Source organism: Arthrobacter sp. Bi26 (assembly GCF_918697925.1).
Taxonomy (GTDB): Bacteria; Actinomycetota; Actinomycetes; order Actinomycetales; family Micrococcaceae; genus Arthrobacter.
This window is the reverse complement of record NZ_CAKKMF010000039.1, coordinates 1-19,662: the sequence shown is the minus strand read 5'-3', so window position 1 is coordinate 19,662 and position 19,662 is coordinate 1. Positions and strand designations below refer to the sequence as shown.

Here is a 19,662-nt window from a genome sequence, read left to right as displayed (position 1 = left end):
CCAACAGTCTAGGCCCCGGGGGCATTCCCGTCGCCGGAAAACCAATGTGGGGTATGTGTCAGGAGTTCAGGGGCGCGTTGTCGATGAGGCGGACGGGACCGACCTTGGCGGCGATGATCGCCAGCCCCTCGCCGCGGAACGGGGTGTCCCTGCAGTTTTCCGCAAGGGGCTCGAGGGTGCGCGGATCCACCACTTCGAAGTAGTCCAGTTCCACGAGCGGCTGGGACCGGACCAGGTCCTGCGCGGATTCGATGTCCAGCGGCTCATGCGCGTTGGCGCGCTCCCCGATGAGCCGCAACGCGCGGGAGAGCACCAGGGCGGCCTCGCGCTGGTCCTCGGAGAGGAAGCGGTTGCGGCTGGACAGTGCCAGGCCGTCGGCCGAGCGCACGATGGGCACGGGCACGATCTCCACAGGGAAATTCAGGTCCGCCACCATGCGCTGGACGAGCGCCAGCTGCTGCGCGTCCTTCTGGCCGAAATAGGCGCGGTAGGCCGGCTGTCCGCCGCCGGGCAGGCCGGTCCCCGGGAAGCCATAGTGGAGCAGTTTCGCGACGACGGTCAGCGCGCCGTCGAAGTGGCCGGGCCGGGACGCGCCCTCCCATTTTTCCCCCAGGGGTCCCGCCGTGATCCGTACCAGGGGTGCCCCGCCGGGGTAGACCTCCTCGACGCCGGGCGCGAACGCCAGGTCCACGCCCTCGGCGTCGAGCAGCGCGAGGTCGGCATCGAGCGCCCGGGGGTAGCGTTCCAGATCCGTGGCCTCGCCAAACTGCAGCGGGTTGACGAAGATGCTGGCCACCACGACGTCGTTCTGGGCGACGGCTGTCCGGGCCAGCTGGGCATGCCCCTCGTGCAGTGCGCCCATGGTCGGCACGAGCCCCTGGGACGTGCCACCTTTCTGCGCCAGCAGCCGGGCGCTTCCGGCGCGGAGCTGGGCGGCCGTGGTCACGAGTTGGATTGCCATGTCAGGGTCCTTCCGGGGCGTGCGTCCCGTTCTGGTCGGGGCCGCCGAGCGCCTGTTCGATGCCGTCGATTTGTTCCGGCTTCAGGAGTCCGCGGCTTCCTGCCCGGCGGGCTGTCGCCCGGGCCATGGCCAGGTACGCCTCAAGAATATCGCCGGCGGCCCCGCCGTCGTATTCGCGGAGGGCGCCGGCGTGCGCGGCAACCGTGCCGGCGTCGCCGCGGGCTACGGGCCCGGTCAGGGCCGATTCGCCGGAGGCGAGGGCGTTCTCGAGGGTGGCGCGCAGCAGCGGGCCCAGCATCCGGTCCGGGGCCTCGACGCCGACGTCGCGGAGCAGTTGCGAGGCCTGCGCCACGAGCGTGACCAGGTGGTTCGAGCCGTGCGCGAGGGCAGCGTGGTAGAGGACGCGGTCGGCCTCGGCGATCGCGACGGGCTCGGCGCCCATTTCGACGACGAGTGCCTGGGCGATCGGCAGCATCGCGGCGTCGGCCGTGACGCCAAAGGTGCAGTCCAGGAGCCTCGTGAGGTCCAGGCTCATGCCCGTGAACGTCATGGCCGGGTGCAGCGCGAGCGGCACGGCGCCGGCGGCACGGACCGGGTGCAGGATCCCGACGCCGAAGCGCCCGGAGGTGTGCGCCACGAGCTGGCCGGGTTGCCAGGCGCCGAGCTTGGCCAGGCCGTTCACGAGCGGGCCCAGGGCATCGTCAGGGACGGCGAGCAGGACCAGCTCGGCGCGCTCCACGATGTCCTGCACGTCCAGGATCGGGACGCCGGGCAGGAGTGTTTCGACGCGTTCCCGGCTGGCGTCCGAAACGGCGGACGCCCCGATGACAGCGTGCTCGGCTCCGCGCAGCGCCGCCCCCAGGACGGCACCGACCTTCCCGGCGCCAATGATTCCGACGCCGAGGCGTCCTGGTTTAGCCATGATGCGGGCCTTCCTGGGGGTCGTCTGCGGGTGGTGCGGCCGGCTTGGCCGCCGGCTCCATCCAGTGCTCGCTCTTCTGGCGCTTGCGCGCGGCGCGGGCACGGGACGACTGGGCATCGAGCAGGGCCCGGGCTTCGTCGAGGCCGGCCTGGATGAGCCGCGGGGCCACCGGACCTGCCGTGGTGTGCAGGACCAGGTCCGCCACGCGGAATCTGCGGGCGAGCGGGCCCTGCTGCAGGGCCATGGACTGGGTGCGCTGATGCGGCACCACCACGAGGTTCCGCCACCACCGGCCCGATCTCAGGAGCAGGGCGGTCTCCGTTGCCGTGAAGCCGTTGCGCCGCCAGCCCAGCGGTGCCAGGAACCGGGCCCGGCGCGGGCTGGTCACGAAGCCGCCGTCGGTGTCCTGCCCGCCTCCGCTGCCTGGCGTCCCGGCGGCGTCCGCGAGGCCGGTGATCCCTGCGGTGAACACGCCCAGCGGATCCGGAGTGCCTGGATCCGGGAGCACCAGGGCGAGGATTTCCAGGACGTCGGCGAGGGATCCCACCGGAAGCAGCGTGGTCCGGGCTGATCCTTCGCCGGCGCTGGCGGCCAGGCCGTAACCGGCCACATTGACCTGGATCCGGTACCAGCCGAACAGCCGCCACAGCGGCGGCTGGCTGACCTTCAGCGCCTGGATCCTGCCCGGCGGCACGGTCTGCGCCTGTGTGTCCAGCAGGCCGTAGCGCAGCCGGATGCCGTCCGGGGAAACGGCGGCGGTGAAGTTGTAGCCCTTGTTGAACGAGGACCAATAGGAGGCCACGAGTCCGATCGCGGCAGGGATCAGGAAGACCGCGAAGCTCCGGTTTTCGGTGACGGCGGAAAGCAGCACTGAGGCGATGCCGCCGGCCAGGATCACGACGCTTTGTTCGCTCAGGAGCAGCGAGCCCATCAGGCGTGGCGGCGGCACGGTCAACACCACCCGTTCCGGGGCCTCCACGGCGGCGGTCTCGGGCTGTCCCGGCTCCGGCGACGGCGACAGCGACCCGCCGGAGGTGCCTGAGGCGCCTGAGGCGCGGGCCAGGATTGTCGCGCGGAGCTGTCGGGCCTCGTCCGCGCGCAGGTACGCCAGGCGCACGGCGGATTCGCCGGCGTCGGCGACTTCGAACCTCAGTTCAGCGAGTCCGAAGATCCGTGCCAGCAGGGGCTGCACGACGTCGATTGCCTGCACCCGGTCCAGCCTGGCCTGCCGCTGCTGCTTGAAGAGGAAACCAGTGTTGACGCGCACGTAGCCGCCTGCGACCTGGTAGCGGGTGAAGTACCAGCTCAGGACGTAACCGAAGACAGTCAGCAGCAGCAGGATGCCGCCGCCGGCCAGCAGCCACGGCGCCCGTCCGGCCAACCGCTCGTCAAAGAGCGGGCCACCCTGAAGGAGACGTTCGAAACTGTCACGTCCAAAAAAGAACAACAGTGCGGCCAGCGCCACCCAGCCGCGGACAAAGGGGGACGCCGGGTGCACGCGCAGCCAGACGTCGTCGGCGGGTCCGCCGGCGTCTGCCGTTCCGGCGGCGATTCCGTCGCCGGCGGGTCCGGCGCCCTGCGGTGTCAGCGCCATCCCGTCACGCTCTTCCCGTCACAGCCCGGCCAGCCGGGCTTCGCCGCGGGCGGACAGCTGTTCGCGGAGCCTGGCCCCTTCGCTGGCGGGCAGGCCGGGAATCTCGGCGCTGGTCGCGGCTGCGGCGGTGTGCAATTTCAGGGTGCACAGGCCCAGCGGACGCTCGACCGGGCCCACCGAGATGTCCACGTACTGCATCCGCCCGTAAGGGACCACGAGGGTGCGCTGGAAGAAGATGCCCCGCCGGATCAGGAGGTCGTCCTCCCGCTCGGCGTAGCCGATCGAGCGCACCTGCCGGGGAATCAGCACGAGCCGCCACAACGCCAGAAGCAGCCAGGCGGCGGGAATGGCGATGCCCAGCCAGACCGGCGGCCAGGTCCACGCGCCGGCAAGCACCAGGACCAGGGGAAGCGACAGCAGGGACACCGCGATCAGGTTTCCCAGCGCCCACCCGGCGAGGCGCACCGTGACGTACTTCGGGGACACCCTGAGCCAGTCGATGCCCGGGGGATCAATCGCTTCGGTACGCATATTCGCCTTCCGCCGAGGGCTTGCTGCGCTTTCCCTGCACGCCGGGCCGGGATTCGGCCTCGCCGTCCTCGGGCGGAATCCGGCAGAACCGCTCGACGACGAGCCCCACGATCACCATGATCAGCCCGCCGCCGGCCATTGCCAGGGCCTGCCAGGTGAGGTCCTGGTTGCTGCGCAGGTTCCACAGCCGCAGTTGCTCCAGCACAATTCCCGCGTGCCAGCCCAGCAGGACCGTGCCGGTATAGGCGCAGGCCTGGGCGAGGACCAGGGTCCAGGCCGCCAGGATGGGGTTGAGGATTTTCTTCTTCTTGCCGTTGCGCCACCGGAGCACGCGGATGCCCAGCACCAGGGTGAGGGCCACGATCACGCCCATGGTCAGCAGCCCCGTCAGCGGCAGCACCGGGGTGGCCAGGCCGTAGCGGCCCGAGAGCATGGTGGCGAACCAGCCGGCCACGGCCAGGACCACGCAAATGGCCAGCAGGAGCAAGGGGCTGGTCAGCTTCACGGCCGCTCCGCCGCGCCGGACACGCCGGAGCGCCCTGTGGCTGCGATGTCCGCGCCAGCGGTGCTCTGGAAGCCGTCAAACGTGGCGAGGTCGCCGAAATCGGCGGCTTTCGCGGCGAGGTCGCCCACGCGTTCGCCGTTGAGCTCCGCCGCGGAATCGATCAACGACCACGGGTAGAGCACGAACGCCCGTTCCGCGGCCCGGGGGTGGGGCAGGGTGAGCTCCGGGTCGGAGCTCACCACGTCCCCGTAGGTGATGATGTCCACGTCCAGGGTCCGCGGCCCCCACCGGACCTCGCGCACACGCAAATGCTTCTGCTCCACGGCGTGGCAGTGCTCCAGCAGGGCGCGCGGCGGCAGGGACGTCTCGACGGCAATCACCATGTTCAGGAAGTCAGGCTGGCCGGGCGGGCCACCCACGGCCTTCGTCTGGACGATCGGAGAGATGGCCAGCAGGCGCACCTCCGGCGGGTCGACGAGGTCCGCGACGGCGGCAGAGAGCGTGTCGCTGCGCTCCCCCAGATTGCTGCCGAGCGCGATCACGGCGCGGGTGTAGAGCGGGCTCACGGCCGCCTCCGGTGCACGCTGACGGAAACGTCGCCGAAGTCGACTTCGATTGGGGCCTTGGGCTTGTGCACGGTGATGTCCACAGCGGCCACCGGAAATTTCTGCAGCACGTCCTCGGCAATCCGCACGGCGAGGGCCTCGATCAGGTTCAGCGGAACACCCGTGATCCAGTCCCGAATGCAATTGGCCACTTCGCCGTAATGCGCCGTGTCCAGGACGTCGTCGGAAGCCGCGGCCTTGCTGAAGTCCAGGTGCAGCACCGCGTCAACGACGAACGGCTGGCCGTCGCGGCGCTCGAAATCGAACACACCGTGATGGCCGACGGCGGTGACGCCGCTCAGCGTGATCTGGTCCATGGCGCCGGCCGGATCAGTTGGTGCCGGCGTCGGCGGAACCAGCCGTTGCCGGGGGCGTCGGGGGTGCCATGCGGGCGGCGACCTTGACGGCGTCGAGGCTCGCGCCGACGTCGTGCACGCGTACGGCCCAGGCGCCGCGGAAGGCGCTGATGGCGGTCACGGCGGCGGTCGCGGCGTCGCGTTCAACGGGCTGGGCGGCCTTGCCGGCGACGGTCAGGAGGCTGCCGAGGAAGCGCTTGCGTGAGCCGGCGACGAGGACCTTGTGACCCATGGCCTGCAGCACATCCAGGTGCTGCAGGAGCTCCCAGTTCTGGACCTCGTTCTTGGCGAAGCCCAGTCCCGGGTCCACAATGATCTGCTCCGGCGTGACGCCGGCGGCGTAGAGCTTTTCGCGGACACCGGCGAGTTCCGTCACCACTTCGCCGGCGACGTCACGGTAGTCCGTCAGGGAGTTCATGGTGCTGGCGTCGCCGCGGCGGTGCGTCAGGATGTAGGGGACCTTGGTGCGGGCGGCCAGTTCCGCCATTTCAGGCTCCATAGTCAGGCCCGAGACGTCGTTGATGATCGCGGCGCCGGCTTTCAGGGCCGCAGCCGCCGTCACGGCGTGGGTGGTGTCGATGCTGACGAGGGCGCCTGCCTTGACCAGGGCCTCGATGACCGGCAGGACCCGGCGCTGTTCCTCGTCAACGCCGACTGCCGTGGCACCCGGGCGGGTGGATTCGCCGCCGACGTCGATGATGTCCGCCCCGGCGTAGAACATCCGCAGTCCCGCCGCGATCGCCGTGTCCGGGGTCGCGTGCGCTCCGCCGTCGCTGAAGGAGTCGGGGGTGACGTTGAGGATTCCCATCACGAGTGTCCGGTCCGCGGGCAGGTCCTGGAACTTCGCCGCCGGGCGCGGTTTGCGCAGGATGGGCAGGGGCGAGGTGGCGGGCCCGGTCCCCGGGGCTGCAGCTAGGGAGTCCATAGTCTGTGTTCTTACCTTCCGAGTATGAGGCTCATGGCTTCGGCACGGGTGGCCGGGTCATGCAGTTGCCCGCGCACTGCGCTGGTGACGGTCTTGGCGCCGGGCTTGCGGATTCCCCGCATGGACATGCACAGGTGTTCACATTCGACGACGACGATCGCGCCGCGCGGTTTGAGGTGCGTGACGAGGGCCTCGACGATCTGGGTGGTCAGGCGTTCCTGTACCTGCGGGCGCTTGGCGAACATGTCCACGAGCCGGGCCAGCTTGCTCAGGCCCGTAACCTTGCCGTCATGAGACGGGATGTAGCCCACATGCGCCACCCCGTGGAACGGCACCAGGTGGTGCTCGCATGTGGAGTAGAACGGGATGTCCTTGACCAGCACGAGTTCCTCGTGGTCGAGGTCGAAGGTGGTGGCCAGGATCTCGGAGGGGTCGTGGTGCAGGCCGGCAAACATTTCCGTATAGGCCTTGGCCACCCGCTTCGGGGTGTCCAGGAGACCGCCGCGATCCGGGTCCTCGCCGATGGCCAGCAGGATTTCCCGCACGGCGGCTTCGATCCTGGGGCGGTCCACCTTGGACCGTGAATGCGGGGTTTCCCCGTCCCCCGCCGAAGCAGCAGCGGGGGCGGGAACGTCGTCGTCGAAGTTAGAAGTCACAGAAGAAGCCTAGCCGGGATGACCATCAGTCCCGATATCCGTTGCACCGCCCTGGAAGGACTCCTGTCCGGACACGCCCTGGGCATGCGGGGGCTGGGCATCCAGGGGCTCTTCGAGCCGGGCCTGCGTAGCTTCCTCCTGCGCTTCACGCTCCGCCTTTTCGCGGCGCGACTCCACCGGGCCGGCGGACTGGAGCGTGCGGGTCTCCTTGGAGAGCCAGACGTCGCGGAAGTCGCGCTTGCGGATGTTGGTGAAAACTTGCGCGATTTCGGCCTGGTTCAGCGTCTCGCGTTCGAGCAGTTCCAGCGCCAGTTCGTCCAGGACGTCCCGGTTCTCGGTCAGGATGGCGTAAGCCTCATCATGCGCGCCGTCGATCAGGCGGCGCACCTCTTCGTCGACGATGTAGGCGATCTGGTCCGAGTAGTTGCGCTCGTGGCCTGCGTCGCGGCCCAGGAACGGCTCGCCGCCGCCCTGGCCGAGGCGCACCGACCCGACCCTTTCACTCATGCCGAACTCGGTGACCATCTTCCGGGCGATTCCGGTGGCCTTCTCGATGTCATTGGAGGCACCCGTGGACGGATCGTGGAAGACGAGTTCCTCGGCGACGCGGCCGCCCATGGCGTAGGCCATCTGATCGAGCAGCTCGTTGCGGGTGATGGAGTACTTGTCGTTTTCCGGGACCACCATGGTGTAGCCGAGGGCACGGCCGCGGGGCAGGATGGTGATCTTGGTGACCGGGGCGGAGTTCCGCAGGGCAGCCGCCACGAGGGCGTGGCCGCCTTCGTGGTACGCGGTGACCTTGCGTTCGTGTTCCTTCATGACCCGGCTGCGCTTCTGCGGGCCTGCCATGACGCGGTCGATCGCCTCGTCGAGGGCGCGGTCATCGATCAGGTTGGCGTTGGAGCGGGCCGTCAGCAGGGCGGCCTCGTTCAGGACGTTGGCCAGATCCGCGCCGGTGTAGCCGGGGGTCTTCTTGGCAACAGCCTTGAGGTCGACGCCGGCAGCCATCGGCTTGCCCTTGGCGTGCACCTGCAGGATCTGGTCGCGGCCGATCAAATCGGGGGCCTCGACCGAGATCTGCCGGTCGAAGCGGCCCGGACGCAGCAGTGCGGGGTCCAGGACGTCGGGGCGGTTGGTGGCGGCAATCAGGATGACGTTGGTCTTGACGTCGAAGCCGTCCATTTCCACCAGCAGCTGGTTCAGGGTCTGCTCGCGCTCGTCGTTGCCGCCGCCGATTCCTGCGCCGCGGTGCCGGCCGACGGCGTCGATCTCATCGACGAAGATGATTGCCGGCGCGTTGGACTTGGCCTGCTCGAAGAGGTCGCGGACGCGGGAGGCGCCCACACCGACGAACATTTCCACGAAGTCGGAGCCGGAGATGGAGAAGAAGGGAACGCCGGCCTCGCCGGCAACCGCGCGGGCCAGGAGGGTCTTGCCGGTGCCCGGAGGGCCGTAGAGCAGCACGCCCTTGGGGATCTTGGCGCCGACGGCCTGGAACTTGGCCGGCTCCTGCAGGAATTCCTTGATCTCCTCGAGTTCCTCGACGGCCTCATCGGCGCCGGCGACATCGCTGAAGGTCACCTGGGGCATGTCCTTGTTGACGAGCTTGGCCTTGGACTTGCCAAACTGCATGACCTTGGACCCGCCGCCCTGCATCCGGGAGAGCAGGAACCAGAACAGGACGCCGAGCAACAGCACGGGCACCAGCAGGGAGAAGAGCCCGGAGAACCAGTTGTTTTCGAGCGGCTGGTCCGTGAAGCCGCCCGACGGTTTAGAGTCCGTGACCGCCTTGACGACGTCCTGGGCCCGGGCGTTTACGAAGTAGAACTGGACGTTCTTGCCCTTGTCCTGCCCGTCGACCTGCAGGTTGTCCTTAAGGACCAGGTCCACACGGTTCTCGGCGTCGAAAATCTTGGCCTGTTCAACCTTGCCGCCGGCCGTCAGCAGTTCAAGGCCTTTGTCGGTGTCGATCCGGCTCGCGCCGCCCGGTGCCAGGGTGGCAAATGCCAGCAGCAGCATGGCCACCACGACGACAATCCAGATGCCGGGGCCCTTGAAGAAACTCTTAGCTTTCATCTGTTCGGGGCTGGCCCCGTCCCTCCTGGTAGTGCTGCACGGCGACCGTTCTGCGCGCGTGTGGTGCTGCGTCAGGTTCTAGCTATACACCGTCGCACTAACTCACGCACGGCGGAGTGCAAAAGTTCCCTGTGGGCGTAGCGGGGCCGGGCCTCCCCGGCACCCGGGCGCCGGGCGGAGGGGTGCCTCTGCACGAACGATTTACTCGTAGACGTGCGGGGCCAGGGTGCCAACGAAGTCCAGGTTGCGGTACTTCTCGGCGTAATCCAGGCCATAGCCCACGACGAATTCGTTGGGAATGTCGTAGCCGACATACTTGACGTCGATCTTGACCTTGGCGGCCGTCGGCTTGCGGAACGCGGTGCAAATTTCCACCGACGCCGTGCCGCGGGATTCCAGGTTCGTCTTGAGCCAGGACAGTGTGAGGCCGGAATCGATGATGTCCTCGACGATCAGGACGTCCTTGCCCATCAGATCGGTGTCGAGGTCCTTCAGGATGCGGACCACGCCTGAGGACTGCGTGCCGGAGCCGTACGAGGAGACGGCCATCCAGTCCATGGAGACGTGGCTGTGCAGTGCACGGGCCAGGTCCGCCATGACCATGACGGCGCCCTTGAGCACGCCGACGATCAGGAGGTCACGGCCCGCGTAGTCCTTGTCGATCTGCGCCGCGAGTTCGGTGATCCGTTCCTGGATCTGTTCCTTGGTGTAGAGAACGTGTTTGAGGTCTGCCTGGACGTCGTTTGAATCCACCAATGGCTCCTGTGTAGATGCGGGGTGCGACTAATTTCGGGGCGGCTGTTGAGGCCGGAATACAAGCTTCCCACAGCGGGCGGCTTCGCGGGGAACACCGGAGGCCCCGGACGGCTCCGCAGCAAGGAGCTGCGCGAGCGAGAGCCGGTAGACGCTGACCGCACCGGGAAGCTCCACCGGACCGGCTGATCCCTGCCGGCGCAAGAGTGCTTCCGCTGCGAGCAGGCGCTGGTAGCTGGGCTGCTGGCCTCCGACGGCGGCGGCGGCCTTGGCGATCACCCGGAACCTCACGGCCGGGGCAAGATCGCGCAGCTCAGCTTCCGGGAGGCTGATCTCCTCCCCGGTCTGCTCGCGCAGCCGGTCGAAGGTGTCGTTCGCCACGTCCTCCAGGTAATCGGCGTCCAGCTGGAGGATCGCGGCCGTGCGGGCGAGCGATTCGGCGACGCCGGGGCCGAGCTTGTCCTCAAGCAGGGGCAGCACTTCAACCCGGGTCCGGGAGCGCGCGTACACCGGGTCCGTGTTGGACGGGTCGTGCCAGGGCACCAGGGCCTCCACCCGGCAGATCTCAAGGGTGTCCGCACGCCGCAGGCCCAGGAACGGGCGCAGCAACCTGCCCCGGGAAGGTCGCATCCCGGCGAGGGACCGGGTGCCCGACCCCCGCGCCAGGCCGAGCAGCACTTGCTCGGCCTGGTCATCGAGGGTGTGGCCGAGCAGGATCGCGCCTGCACCCGCCTCATCCGCGGCGGCCTCGAGGGCCGCGTGGCGGGCGTCCCGGGCTGCCGCTTCGGGGCCCACGCCGGTGGATGCGACGTCGACAGTCCGGATCTGCACGGGAGAGAGCCCGAGGTCCTCAAGGGTCCGGGCGGCGGTGGCGGCGACCCCGGCCGAGCCCGGCTGCAGCTGGTGGTCCACGACGACGGCGCCAATGGACACAGGGCGGCCGCCCACGTGACCGCGGCGGGCGAAGTAGGCGGCGACGGCGGCGAGAGCGAGCGAGTCCGGCCCGCCGCTGCAGGCGACCAGGACGCGCTCGGGGTAGCCGGCCCCGGCAAGGGCGTCCTGCAGCATTTTTCGCGCCGTGCCGACCACCGGCGCGAGGCGGCCGGGCCGGCGTCGTCCGCTGGAAACTGAGGTCGAACCGGCCCCGTTGCGGGCAGTCATGACGGTTAGAGGCCCATCCGGTCGAGCCAGAGCTTGGAGTCGTGGATCTCGGGTTCGCTGGGGAGATGCTCAGCGGACTCCCAGACCTTGTTGAAGCCTGCCATGCCGGCGGCGTCCACCACTTCCCGGACGAACTTGGCGCCGTCAGTGTACTGGCGCATCTTGGCGTCGAGGCCGAGCAGGTTGCGGATGAACTTCTCTATCATGCCGCGGTCCTGGCCGCGGGCATTGAAACGCTGCCGGATGGTCTTCACCGAGGGGACGATGCTGGCGTCCACGGCGTCCATGACAACAGTGGCGTGGCCCTCGAGCAGGCTCATGAGAGCCGTCAGGCGGGACAGGGCCGCCTTTTCCTCCGGGTTCTGGAGCAGGTCCAGGATGGCGCCACGTCCGGGCGCGGCGCCGGGTGCCGCGCGGTCCTTCAGCGACTTCGCGGCCGCGGAGGCCCGTTCCATCAGGGAATCGACGTTGCCCAGCAACAGCCCGCTCAGGTTTTCGATCTCTTGGAGCATGTGGTGCCGCAGCCACGGGGCGGCGGCAAACTGCACCCGGTGCGTCTGTTCGTGGAGGCAGACCCAGAGCCGGAAGTCCGCGGGCTCGACGTTCAATTCGCGTTCCACGGAGATGATGTTCGGAGCGACAAGCAGCAGGCGCCCGGATGCGGGGGCCGTGGAGTTTTCAGCCAACGCGGAGAAGGGATCGTACTGGCCCAGGACTTTGCTGGAAAGGAAGGCCAGGATGGCGCCGAGCTGGCTGCCCGTGATGGCCGCGCTGACGCCGGCAGCTCCGGGGCTGAGGGATCCGCGGCCCTCCAGCAGCTTTTCCATGGCGGGCTTGAGCATGACGGCGAAGCTTTGCGTGTTGGCCTTGGCCCATGAGGCCCTGTCCACCACGAGGACCTCGGAGTCGCGCAGGTCCCGGGCGGCGTCAAGGCCGGTGATGTCGTGGACGTGCGGCACGGAAATGTCCGCCATGAGCCGCAGGTTCTCGACGGCGGCGCCGATCTCGGCAGCGCTCAAAACAGGGCCCGCCGGGGTCAGGCGGGCCGCCGTGGACGCGGCGAGCTCCCAGTTGATGAGATCTTGGGCCTGGACCTCGCTTGATGTCCCACTCGGCGTCCTTGGTGATGGCTTGCTTGATGTCTCGCGTGCAGAGGGCTCCATGGGATCCATCAGAACACAGAGGCCCGACAATCCGCCTTAATTTTCGCTGACCGGCGAACCAGCCGGCCCAAGTCACGGGCGGGCACCGGGGTCCAGCCGGGCCGCCGACTGTCAGCGGCAGCCGCAGCCGGCGAGGACAGCGGCGGAGCGGTCCAGCGCGGCCTTGTTCGCGGCACCCGGGGTCAGCCCGTTGCCGACGAACGAAAAGACCAGAAGCCGGCCGTCGGCGTCGACGACGTAGCCGCTGAGCGCAATGACCGTGTTCAGCGTGCCCGTCTTGGCGCGGACCAGCCCGGCGCCCGCGGCCGAAGCCGCGTCCGTGTACCGGTCCCCCAGCGTGCCGGTGAGACCGGCTACCGGGAACCCGCTGAGGGCGGCGCGCAGCCGGGCGTCTGTCCCCGAGGTCATGGCCCGGACCACGTCCGTGAGCTGCCGGGCCGAGACCCTGTTGGCCAGGGCCAGGCCGGAGACGTCCGCGGCCCGGAGGGCGTCCGTGGGAACGCCCATATCCCGGACCTGCGCCAGCACGGCGGCAATGGCGTCGTCGCTGCTGCCGGGCCGGCCGGCGCCGAGGGCGGTCATCCGTCCCATCACCTCGGCGAGATAGTTGTCCGAGGTCTGCAGCATGAAGTCCACCTGCTGCCCCACCGTGGCGGACTGGACCTCGGCCAGGACCTTGGCGTGTGCGCTGTCGTATGCGCTGTCCGGTGCGCCGGCGCCGATCCGGGCGACCCCGGGGGCCACGGACAGCCCCGCGGCCGCCGCGGCCGCCGCGAGCCGGGCGGCGAACGCCTCGGCGGCGGTCATGGCCCCGTCCTGCGGGCGGGGTCCGGTGGTCTTGGCGGGATCGAACCTGGCGGAGTTCAGGGCCAGCGGGTACAGCGGGGCCATCTCCCCGGCGGCCACGTCCTCGGGGCTCCATGCCTGGCTGAGCGAGGGGCCGGTGAAGAGGGAGTCATCCAGCAGGACGCTCACGGCGCCGGTCACGCCGCCGGCCTGGAGGGCCTCGACCGTCGCGTCGGCGAGCGTCGCGAGCCCGGCACGGCCCAGAACGGCCCCGGGGGCGGATTCTCCGGAGCCCAGGAGGACGTCGCCCCCGCCGGTCAGGACCACCGAGCCGGGGGTTGGCCCCGCCACCACCCGGGTGCTGAAGCGGCGGTCCGGGCCCAGGACGCGCAGGGCCGCGCCCGCTGTGAGGAGCTTCATGTTCGACGCCGGAATGCGGGCCTCGTCGGCCGCGCGGTCAAAGAGCACCTGCCCCGTGGTGGCATCCTGGACGATCCCGGTGAAGGAGCCGGCGCCGTCGGGCTTTAGCGTCCCGTTGAGCTGCGCCGCGAGGGCAGCGCCGGCTGGGACTGGCGCGTTATCGCTGAGGGGCCCGATTCCAGCGGCACCGCTGCCGGGGGCGCTCAGCGTGGCGGGGATCTGCTGCCAGGGCGGGGCTGCCTGCGAGGCGCCGAAGGGCCGGTCAGGGCCGAGGAATGCCGGGGCGATGGCGATGCCGGCGGGCAGTGCCACCGCTACCACCAGGAGGGTCTGGAGCAGCAGTACGGGGATCCCGCGAATCCTGCCGGCCGCCTGTTCGGTGCCCGCGCGGCTGGTTCTCGGTTTCATGCTGCTGCTGGTCCTTAGTCCTGAAATGTCCCCACTAGTTCCTGAAACCAGCGCCTCTCGCTATATCCTCAATAGTAGTCGGCGGCACCGACAGCCCTTATGCACGTGCCGCGCACCCCTGAATTCGTCAAGGAGCATTCCATGAAGCATGACGTGACCATCGAGATCCCCAAGGGATCGCGCGTCAAGTACGAAGTCGACCACGAGACCGGCCGCGTCCGCCTGGACCGCGTCCTGTTCACGTCGATGCAGTACCCCACCCACTACGGTTTCTTCGAGAACACCCTGGGTGAGGATGGAGATCCGCTGGACGCACTGGTGCTCCTGCAGGACTTCGACCTTTACCCCGGCGTGATCGTCGAGTCCCGCCCGATCGGCGTTTTCAACATGACCGACGACGGCGGCGGGGACGCCAAGGTCCTGTGCGTCCCGACCGATGCCCGGTTCGACCACATCAAAGAGATCAGCGATGTCAGCGAGTTCCTGATCAAGGAAATCGAGCACTTCTTTACCCGCTACAAGGACCTGGAGCCGGGCAAGTGGGTCAAGGCCGAAGGTTGGGGCGACCGCGCCGCCGCCGAAGCCGAACTGGCTGCGTCCATCAAGCGCTACGTTCCGGCAGCCGGCCACTGACCGTTTCTGCGCTCCAACGCGGGGTCGCTTGCCGCCCATCCGGACCTCCGGATCGGGCGGCAAGTGACCCCGCGTTTCTTTATTTACTGATGGCGCAACGGTGAGGACCCTCGGCGTCGACCTCGCTGCCGCCGAGAAGAAAACGGCGGTGGCGGTCATCGAATGGGCCGACGGCGCGGCACGCCTGGCGCAACTGTCCCTGGACATTGGCGACGAGGAGATCCTCCGGCTCTTCGGCACCAGCGACATGACGGGAATCGACTGCCCCCTGGGCTGGCCGGACGCGTTTCTTCCCTTTATCGCCGGGCACCTGAACTTCGACGCCCATCCGGTGCTGGACCATGACGGGATCGAAGGCCGCCGGCTGCTGGCCTACCGGGACACAGACAGGTTCGTCACCGGCCAAACGGGCCTGATCCCGCTCAGCGTCTCCGCTGACCGGCTGGCCCACCCGGCGATGCGTTGTGCCGTCATCCAGGCAAAGATCGCCCGGGAATTCGGGGTGCAGGCCAGGGACGGCAGCGGCCGGCTCGCCGAGGTGTACCCGGCGGCTTCGCTGAAATTGTGGGGCCTGCCGACCCGCGGCTACAAGGGGCGGGGCGCACCGGAAACGGAGCGGCTGGCAGTGGCCCTGGACGCGCTGTCGACGGCCGCACCGTGGCTGGACCTGGCCGGACATGATGACCGGCTGGCCGCCTCCGATGACATGTTCGACGCCCTCATCGCCTCCCTGACCGCGCGGGCAGTGGCCCTGGGCAGGACGCTGCACCCCGATGACGGACATCGCCGGGCCGCCCTGACCGAGGGCTGGATCCACATCCCCCGGGGCGGGCTGCAAGAGCTCTCGGGCTAGCCCCGACGGAGGGGCTACTCTCGCAGCGACCAGTTGCTGATCGCGGCCGGGTCCTCGCCGTGCTCCCGGGTGTGGTCACGGGCGCGCATGCGGCTGTCCTGCAGGGACTGGCGCAGCAGCGAGTGCTTCTCGGACAACCCTGGGACCCGGTCGATCGCGTCAATTGCCAGCTGGAACCGGTCGATCCCGTTCAGCATGGCCATGTCGAAGGGGGTCGTGGTGGTGCCTTCCTCCTTGTAGCCGCGCACATGCAAACCCTCCCGGTTGGTGCGCCGGTACGTCAGCCGGTGGATCAGCGCGGGATAGCCGTGGTAGGCGAAGATCACCGGTTTGTCCGCCGTGAAAATGCCGTCGAAGTCCCGGGACGTCAGCCCGTGAGGGTGCTCGCTGGCGTCCTGGAGCCGCATGAGGTCCACCACGTTGACCACCCGCACTTTCAGCCCGGGCGCCCCCTGCTTCAAGAGCTCGGCCGCGGCAACGGTTTCGACTGTGGGGACATCGCCGGCGCAGGCCAGGACGACGTCGGGCTCCTCACCGCTGACTTCGGAGCCGGCGAACTCCCAGATGCCCAGGCCGCGGCGGCAATGGTGCGAGGACTCGTCCGGCCCGAGCCAGGTTGGCGAGGGCTGCTTTCCGCTGACCACGATGTTGATGTAGTCGCGGGAGTCCAGGCAGTGCTCCATCACGGCCAGCAGTGTGTTGGCGTCCGGCGGCAGGTAGACCCGGATGATCTCGGCCTTCTTGTTGACGGCGTGGTCAATGAAGCCAGGGTCCTGGTGCGAAAAACCGTTATGATCCTGCTGCCACACATGGGAGGACAACAGGTAGTTCAGCGAGGCCACGGGCTGGCGCCACGGCAGCTGCCGGTGGACCTTGAGCCACTTGGCGTGCTGGTTGAACATCGAATCGACAATGTGGATGAACGCCTCATAGCAGTTGAACACCCCGTGCCGGCCGGTCAGCAGGTACCCCTCGAGCCAGCCCTGGCAGAGGTGTTCGCTGAGGACTTCCATCACCCGCCCGGCGCGGGCAATATGCTCATCCAGCGCATCAATCCTGTACTGCCAGACCTTGTCGGTGGCGTCGTAGACGGCCTGCAGCCGGTTCGATGCGGTCTCGTCCGGGCCCAAGAGCCGGAAGGTGTCCGGGTTCAGGGCAATAACGTCCCGCAGCCAGGGTCCGAGCGTCATCATCGGACTGATCCGCTCGATGCCGGGTTCGGCGACGTCGACGGCGTGCTGGCGGTAGTCCGGCAGGATGAGCGGACGCAGCAGCAGCCCGCCGTTGGCGTGAGGGTTTGCGCTCATCCGCAGCGGGCCGGCAGGGGCGTTCCTGGCCGTCTCCGGCAGCAGCCGTCCGCGGCCGTCGAAGAGTTCCTGGGGCCGGTAGGACTCGAGCCACTGCTGCAGCTGGCTCAGGTGCTCGGGGTTGGTGCTGACCTCGCCCAGCGGAACCTGGTGGCTGCGCCAGGTCCCCTCCACCTGCAGCCCGTCCACCTCCTTGGGCCCGGTCCAGCCCTTGGGGGAACGCAGCACGATCATCGGCCACTGCGCTGCCCCGTCCTGCGCAGTGCCGTCCTGCGCCGTCCGGCCGCTGCGGTGGGCCTGCTGGATGGTCCGGATCTGGGCCAGGCAGGTGTCCAGCGCGGCCGCAAAATCCCGGTGGGCCGCGGCCGTGTCCACCGGATCGGCCACGGTGACGAAATGGGGGACGTGCCCGTAGCCGCGCAGCAGCTGTTCCAGCTGGGCTTCTGGCATGCGGGCCAAAATCGTGGGGTTGGCGATCTTGTAGCCATTCAGGTGCAGGATGGGCAGCACCGCGCCGTCGGCCGCCGGGTCCAGGAAGTTGTGCGAATGCCAGCTGGCGGCCAGCGGCCCGGTCTCGGCTTCGCCGTCACCGATGACGACGGCGGTGATCAGCTCCGGGTTGTCGAAGACGGACCCGTACGCGTGTGCGAGTGAGTACCCGAGCTCGCCGCCTTCGCTGATCGAGCCGGGGGTCTCAGGGGCGGCGTGGCTTGGAATGCCTCCCGGGTAGGAGAACTGCCGGAACAGCTCGGCCAGGCCGGCTTCGTCGTCGCCGACGTGCCCGTAAATCTCCGAATACGTGCCTTCCAGCCAGGCGTTGGCCACCAATGCGGGGCCGCCATGGCCGGGACCGGCGACGAACAGCATTTGCTGGCTGTCCCGGCGGATGGCCCGGTTCAGGTGGGCATAGACGAAATTCAGTCCGGGCGTGGTCCCCCAGTGGCCAAGGAGCCGGGACTTTGTGTGTTCTGCGCTGAGGGGTTCGCGCAGCAGCGGATTGGACCGGAGGTAGATTTGCCCCACTGAGACATAGTTCGCCGCCCGCCACCAGCGGTCCACCAGGTCCATGGCCGCACCGTCCGGGATCGGGTCGGCCAGAATCGGGCCGTCGGCCGGCATTTGAGTGCGGGTGCTTCCATTCAGGTCACTGCTGGACATGTCACTGCTCACTGGGGTCCTCGCATCCGTGGTCCTGCCTCGGCGTATTTTGTCCATCGCAACACGTCCGGCGGACGGGACACAACCCCGGTCCACGGGCGCTGCCGGCGACTTGCCCCCCAAGTGCCAGCAGGTAATGTGTCATCCAGAATGTTCACGCTGACCATCAATCAAACCGACAGCCGGCGCGACGGCGACCGCGTGCCGCAGCTCCTGAGGGACCTGCGGCACATTCCGGCGCGCCTCGATTTCGACCGTTCCGTGGAGGACGAGGTCCAGGGGATCGTGGACTGTCCGCATCAGGCGGTGGAAGCGGCCATGATCGCCCTGCGCAGCGGCAGCTGGTACGTCGGCATTGGCGTGGGACCGGTCAATGAACCCCTGCCGAACCAGATCAAGGACGCCTCCGGACACGGGCTGATCTATGCCAGGCGCGCCGTGGATCGCCTCCGGAACCACAAGGACCGCGTTCGGGTGGCCGTGGAGGGACCGCTGGCCGATATTGCGGCAGAAGCCGAAGCCGTCCTGCGCCTCCTGGGCCACATTGTGCACGACCGGAGCCACGCGGAATGGCGGGTGCTGGACCTGCTCACTCCGGGGGTGCGGGGTCAGCAGAAGGCAGTCGCGGAGGAACTCGGGATCACTACGCAGGCCGTGAGCAAAGCCGTGGCACGGTCCCAGTGGAACGAAGAGCACGCGGCCCGGCCGGGCGCGGCACGGCTCCTGGGCCTCATCCTGGACGTCCGCTAGCCGGCCCGGTCCCTTCCGGGAACCGTCCGCCCCGCGATGCCTAGAGGAGGCTGCGAAGCACGTGCGCGGCGCCGTCGTCGTAGACCGATTTCGTCACTTCATCTGCGGCGGCAATCACTTCAACGGGGGCCTGGCCCATGGCCACGCCACGGCGCGCCCAGGTCAGCATCTCGATGTCGTTGCGGCCGTCCCCGACGGCGATGGTGCGGTGCGCTTCAATGCTGAGCCGGTCCCGGAGCTGTTCCAGCGCGCTGGCCTTTGTGACTCCGGCGGCGGCAATGTCCAGCCACGCCGTCCAGCCCACCGAATACGTCACGCCGGCGAGCCCGATGTGGCGGATCGCGGTGTTGAACTCTTCGGGGGTGTTCTCCGAGCTGAAGACCACCACGCGCACGGCGGTTGCCTCAAGCATGGTCTGGAAGTCGACGCCGACCGCTTCGACGCCGAAGCTGGCGTCCTGGAAGCGTTCGGTGGACAGGAAGTTGCCGTCCGCGTCCTCGAGCGCGTACTTGGCAGTGGGCAGCCGCTTGCGCAGGGCGCGGAGCACCGGCCCGGGGTCAAATGTTGCCTTGTGTAGGATTTCATAGCCGTCCGGCAGCCCGGAGTCGACGCGCAGGATCACACCGCCGTTGGAGCACACGGCGTAGCCGTTGTCGATCCCGATGTGTTCGATCACGGGCAACGTGGCGTTGAGGGAGCGGCCGGTGGCGATCATGACGTGGTGGCCGGCGGCCACGACGGCCTGGGCGGCCTCGCGGACGGGAACCGACATGTGCCCGTCGTGGTCCACGAGGGTGCCATCGACGTCCAGTGCGATCAGCATCTTTTCGCCGGCGCCGTTCCGGCCGCTTCTGTCCCGCGCTGACTTGATCGGGGCTGACTTGATCGGGGCTGACTTGACCGGGGCTGCCGTGATCGGGGCTGCCGTGTTCTTGTCTGTCGTGTTCTGGTGTGTGGTGCGCCGGTCATCGTTGCCGGCGACTGAGGATTCAGTCATGGTTGTCATCTCACAAGTAGAGCAGACACCCCCGACGGCCGCTAGGACACACGCCACAGCAGCGTGTTAACTTGTGGTAAACACCCACAGCTTCTCCCCAGTGTGAATGTTTACCCGGCGGCCACCGGAGGCCTGGCTGGGG

At 68.6% G+C, this 19,662-nt stretch carries 20 protein-coding genes; 4 read left to right on the top strand and 16 right to left on the bottom strand.

What is annotated here, in order from left to right:
* Positions 1 to 58: 58 nt before the first annotated feature.
* The 14 genes from panC to dacB all read right to left on the bottom strand — a co-directional run bounded on the left by panC (position 59) and on the right by dacB (position 13,822).
* Positions 59 to 961 (bottom strand): pantoate--beta-alanine ligase, encoded by a 903-nt coding sequence (gene panC, locus LQV16_RS12035; RefSeq protein ID WP_229994122.1) that lies wholly within the window; start codon positions 959 to 961, stop codon positions 59 to 61.
* Between the two features lies 1 nt (position 962).
* Positions 963 to 1,883, bottom strand: coding sequence for a DUF2520 domain-containing protein (locus LQV16_RS12030; protein WP_229994121.1), 921 nt, complete (start codon positions 1,881 to 1,883; stop codon positions 963 to 965).
* Positions 1,876 to 3,477: a PH domain-containing protein gene (locus tag LQV16_RS12025; protein WP_229994120.1), complete on the bottom strand. Its 1,602-nt coding sequence runs from the start codon at positions 3,475 to 3,477 to the stop codon at positions 1,876 to 1,878. The genes LQV16_RS12030 and LQV16_RS12025 overlap by 8 nt, the downstream gene beginning before the upstream one ends.
* An 18-nt stretch (positions 3,478 to 3,495) precedes the next feature.
* On the bottom strand, positions 3,496 to 4,008 hold the full coding sequence (locus LQV16_RS12020; RefSeq protein WP_229994119.1) for a PH domain-containing protein: 513 nt from the start codon (positions 4,006 to 4,008) through the stop codon (positions 3,496 to 3,498).
* A complete protein-coding gene (locus LQV16_RS12015; RefSeq protein ID WP_229994118.1) occupies positions 3,989 to 4,513 on the bottom strand; it encodes a DUF3180 domain-containing protein in 525 nt (174 codons plus the stop codon). Before LQV16_RS12015 ends, LQV16_RS12020 begins: the two co-directional genes overlap by 20 nt.
* Positions 4,510 to 5,079, bottom strand: a complete 570-nt coding sequence (gene folK, locus LQV16_RS12010; RefSeq protein ID WP_229994117.1) for a 2-amino-4-hydroxy-6-hydroxymethyldihydropteridine diphosphokinase — start codon at positions 5,077 to 5,079, stop codon at positions 4,510 to 4,512. The genes LQV16_RS12015 and folK overlap by 4 nt, the downstream gene beginning before the upstream one ends.
* Positions 5,076 to 5,435 carry a dihydroneopterin aldolase gene (folB, locus tag LQV16_RS12005; protein ID WP_229994116.1) on the bottom strand — a complete coding sequence of 120 codons (360 nt, stop codon included), beginning with the start codon at positions 5,433 to 5,435 and terminating at the stop codon, positions 5,076 to 5,078. The genes folK and folB overlap by 4 nt, the downstream gene beginning before the upstream one ends.
* Positions 5,436 to 5,448: 13 nt before the next feature.
* Positions 5,449 to 6,399, bottom strand: coding sequence for a dihydropteroate synthase (folP, locus tag LQV16_RS12000; protein ID WP_229994115.1), 951 nt, complete (start codon positions 6,397 to 6,399; stop codon positions 5,449 to 5,451).
* A gap of 11 nt (positions 6,400 to 6,410) precedes the next feature.
* On the bottom strand, positions 6,411 to 7,055 hold the full coding sequence (gene folE / locus LQV16_RS11995; protein WP_229994114.1) for a GTP cyclohydrolase I FolE: 645 nt from the start codon (positions 7,053 to 7,055) through the stop codon (positions 6,411 to 6,413).
* Positions 7,056 to 7,064: 9 nt separating this feature from the next.
* Entirely contained in the window at positions 7,065 to 9,131 is a 2,067-nt protein-coding gene (gene ftsH / locus LQV16_RS11990; protein WP_229994113.1) for an ATP-dependent zinc metalloprotease FtsH, read from the bottom strand.
* Positions 9,132 to 9,332: 201 nt separating this feature from the next.
* On the bottom strand, positions 9,333 to 9,884 hold the full coding sequence (hpt, locus tag LQV16_RS11985) for a hypoxanthine phosphoribosyltransferase (RefSeq protein ID WP_091564803.1): 552 nt from the start codon (positions 9,882 to 9,884) through the stop codon (positions 9,333 to 9,335).
* A 30-nt stretch (positions 9,885 to 9,914) separates the two neighbouring features.
* Complete coding sequence (gene tilS / locus LQV16_RS11980; RefSeq protein WP_229994145.1) at positions 9,915 to 10,952, bottom strand: tRNA lysidine(34) synthetase TilS; 1,038 nt, start codon at positions 10,950 to 10,952, stop codon at positions 9,915 to 9,917.
* Positions 10,953 to 11,050: 98 nt separating this feature from the next.
* Entirely contained in the window at positions 11,051 to 12,217 is a 1,167-nt protein-coding gene (locus tag LQV16_RS11975) for a zinc-dependent metalloprotease (RefSeq protein WP_229994112.1), read from the bottom strand.
* Positions 12,218 to 12,319: 102 nt separating this feature from the next.
* A complete protein-coding gene (dacB, locus tag LQV16_RS11970) occupies positions 12,320 to 13,822 on the bottom strand; it encodes a D-alanyl-D-alanine carboxypeptidase/D-alanyl-D-alanine-endopeptidase (RefSeq protein ID WP_229994111.1) in 1,503 nt (500 codons plus the stop codon).
* A 141-nt stretch (positions 13,823 to 13,963) separates the two neighbouring features.
* Between dacB and LQV16_RS11965 the strand changes: the two genes are divergently transcribed.
* On the top strand, positions 13,964 to 14,455 hold the full coding sequence (locus tag LQV16_RS11965; protein ID WP_018774943.1) for an inorganic diphosphatase: 492 nt from the start codon (positions 13,964 to 13,966) through the stop codon (positions 14,453 to 14,455).
* Positions 14,456 to 14,555: 100 nt separating this feature from the next.
* Complete coding sequence (locus LQV16_RS11960) at positions 14,556 to 15,308, top strand: DUF429 domain-containing protein (protein ID WP_229994110.1); 753 nt, start codon at positions 14,556 to 14,558, stop codon at positions 15,306 to 15,308.
* A gap of 14 nt (positions 15,309 to 15,322) precedes the next feature.
* Here the strand turns inward: LQV16_RS11960 and LQV16_RS11955 are convergent, their stop codons facing one another.
* Complete coding sequence (locus LQV16_RS11955; RefSeq protein WP_229994144.1) at positions 15,323 to 17,734, bottom strand: phosphoketolase family protein; 2,412 nt, start codon at positions 17,732 to 17,734, stop codon at positions 15,323 to 15,325.
* A gap of 189 nt (positions 17,735 to 17,923) precedes the next feature.
* On the opposite strand from LQV16_RS11955, the gene LQV16_RS11950 reads away from it, so the two are divergent.
* Positions 17,924 to 18,523, top strand: coding sequence for a hypothetical protein (locus LQV16_RS11950; RefSeq protein ID WP_229994109.1), 600 nt, complete (start codon positions 17,924 to 17,926; stop codon positions 18,521 to 18,523).
* Between the two features lie 40 nt (positions 18,524 to 18,563).
* Here LQV16_RS11950 and LQV16_RS11945 read toward each other — a convergent pair whose 3' ends face one another.
* Complete coding sequence (locus LQV16_RS11945) at positions 18,564 to 19,394, bottom strand: HAD family hydrolase (protein ID WP_356815754.1); 831 nt, start codon at positions 19,392 to 19,394, stop codon at positions 18,564 to 18,566.
* Between LQV16_RS11945 and LQV16_RS23720 the strand changes: the two genes are divergently transcribed.
* Positions 19,294 to 19,590: a pentapeptide repeat-containing protein gene (locus LQV16_RS23720; RefSeq protein ID WP_356815752.1), complete on the top strand. Its 297-nt coding sequence runs from the start codon at positions 19,294 to 19,296 to the stop codon at positions 19,588 to 19,590. The genes LQV16_RS11945 and LQV16_RS23720 overlap by 101 nt on opposite strands.
* The last annotated feature ends 72 nt before the right edge of the window (positions 19,591 to 19,662 follow it).

Bases quoted from the DNA above. Each gene is read 5' to 3' on its own strand.
- LQV16_RS12030 (WP_229994121.1), bottom strand. From the start codon at position 1,883: ATGGCTAAACCAGGACGCCTCGGCGTCGGAATCATTGGCGCCGGGAAG.
- LQV16_RS11975 (WP_229994112.1), bottom strand. From the start codon at position 12,217: ATGGATCCCATGGAGCCCTCTGCACGCGAGACATCAAGCAAGCCATCA.
- LQV16_RS12025 (WP_229994120.1), bottom strand. From the start codon at position 3,477: ATGGCGCTGACACCGCAGGGCGCCGGACCCGCCGGCGACGGAATCGCC.
- LQV16_RS12020 (WP_229994119.1), bottom strand. From the start codon at position 4,008: ATGCGTACCGAAGCGATTGATCCCCCGGGCATCGACTGGCTCAGGGTG.
- LQV16_RS11950 (WP_229994109.1), top strand. From the start codon at position 17,924: ATGTTCACGCTGACCATCAATCAAACCGACAGCCGGCGCGACGGCGAC.
- tilS (WP_229994145.1), bottom strand. From the start codon at position 10,952: ATGCTGCAGGACGCCCTTGCCGGGGCCGGCTACCCCGAGCGCGTCCTG.
- dacB (WP_229994111.1), bottom strand. From the start codon at position 13,822: ATGAAACCGAGAACCAGCCGCGCGGGCACCGAACAGGCGGCCGGCAGG.
- panC (WP_229994122.1), bottom strand. From the start codon at position 961: ATGGCAATCCAACTCGTGACCACGGCCGCCCAGCTCCGCGCCGGAAGC.
- LQV16_RS23720 (WP_356815752.1), top strand. From the start codon at position 19,294: ATGTGCCCGTCGTGGTCCACGAGGGTGCCATCGACGTCCAGTGCGATC.
- ftsH (WP_229994113.1), bottom strand. From the start codon at position 9,131: ATGAAAGCTAAGAGTTTCTTCAAGGGCCCCGGCATCTGGATTGTCGTC.
- LQV16_RS11955 (WP_229994144.1), bottom strand. From the start codon at position 17,734: ATGCCGGCCGACGGCCCGATTCTGGCCGACCCGATCCCGGACGGTGCG.
- folB (WP_229994116.1), bottom strand. From the start codon at position 5,435: ATGGACCAGATCACGCTGAGCGGCGTCACCGCCGTCGGCCATCACGGT.
- LQV16_RS11965 (WP_018774943.1), top strand. From the start codon at position 13,964: ATGAAGCATGACGTGACCATCGAGATCCCCAAGGGATCGCGCGTCAAG.
- folP (WP_229994115.1), bottom strand. From the start codon at position 6,399: ATGGACTCCCTAGCTGCAGCCCCGGGGACCGGGCCCGCCACCTCGCCC.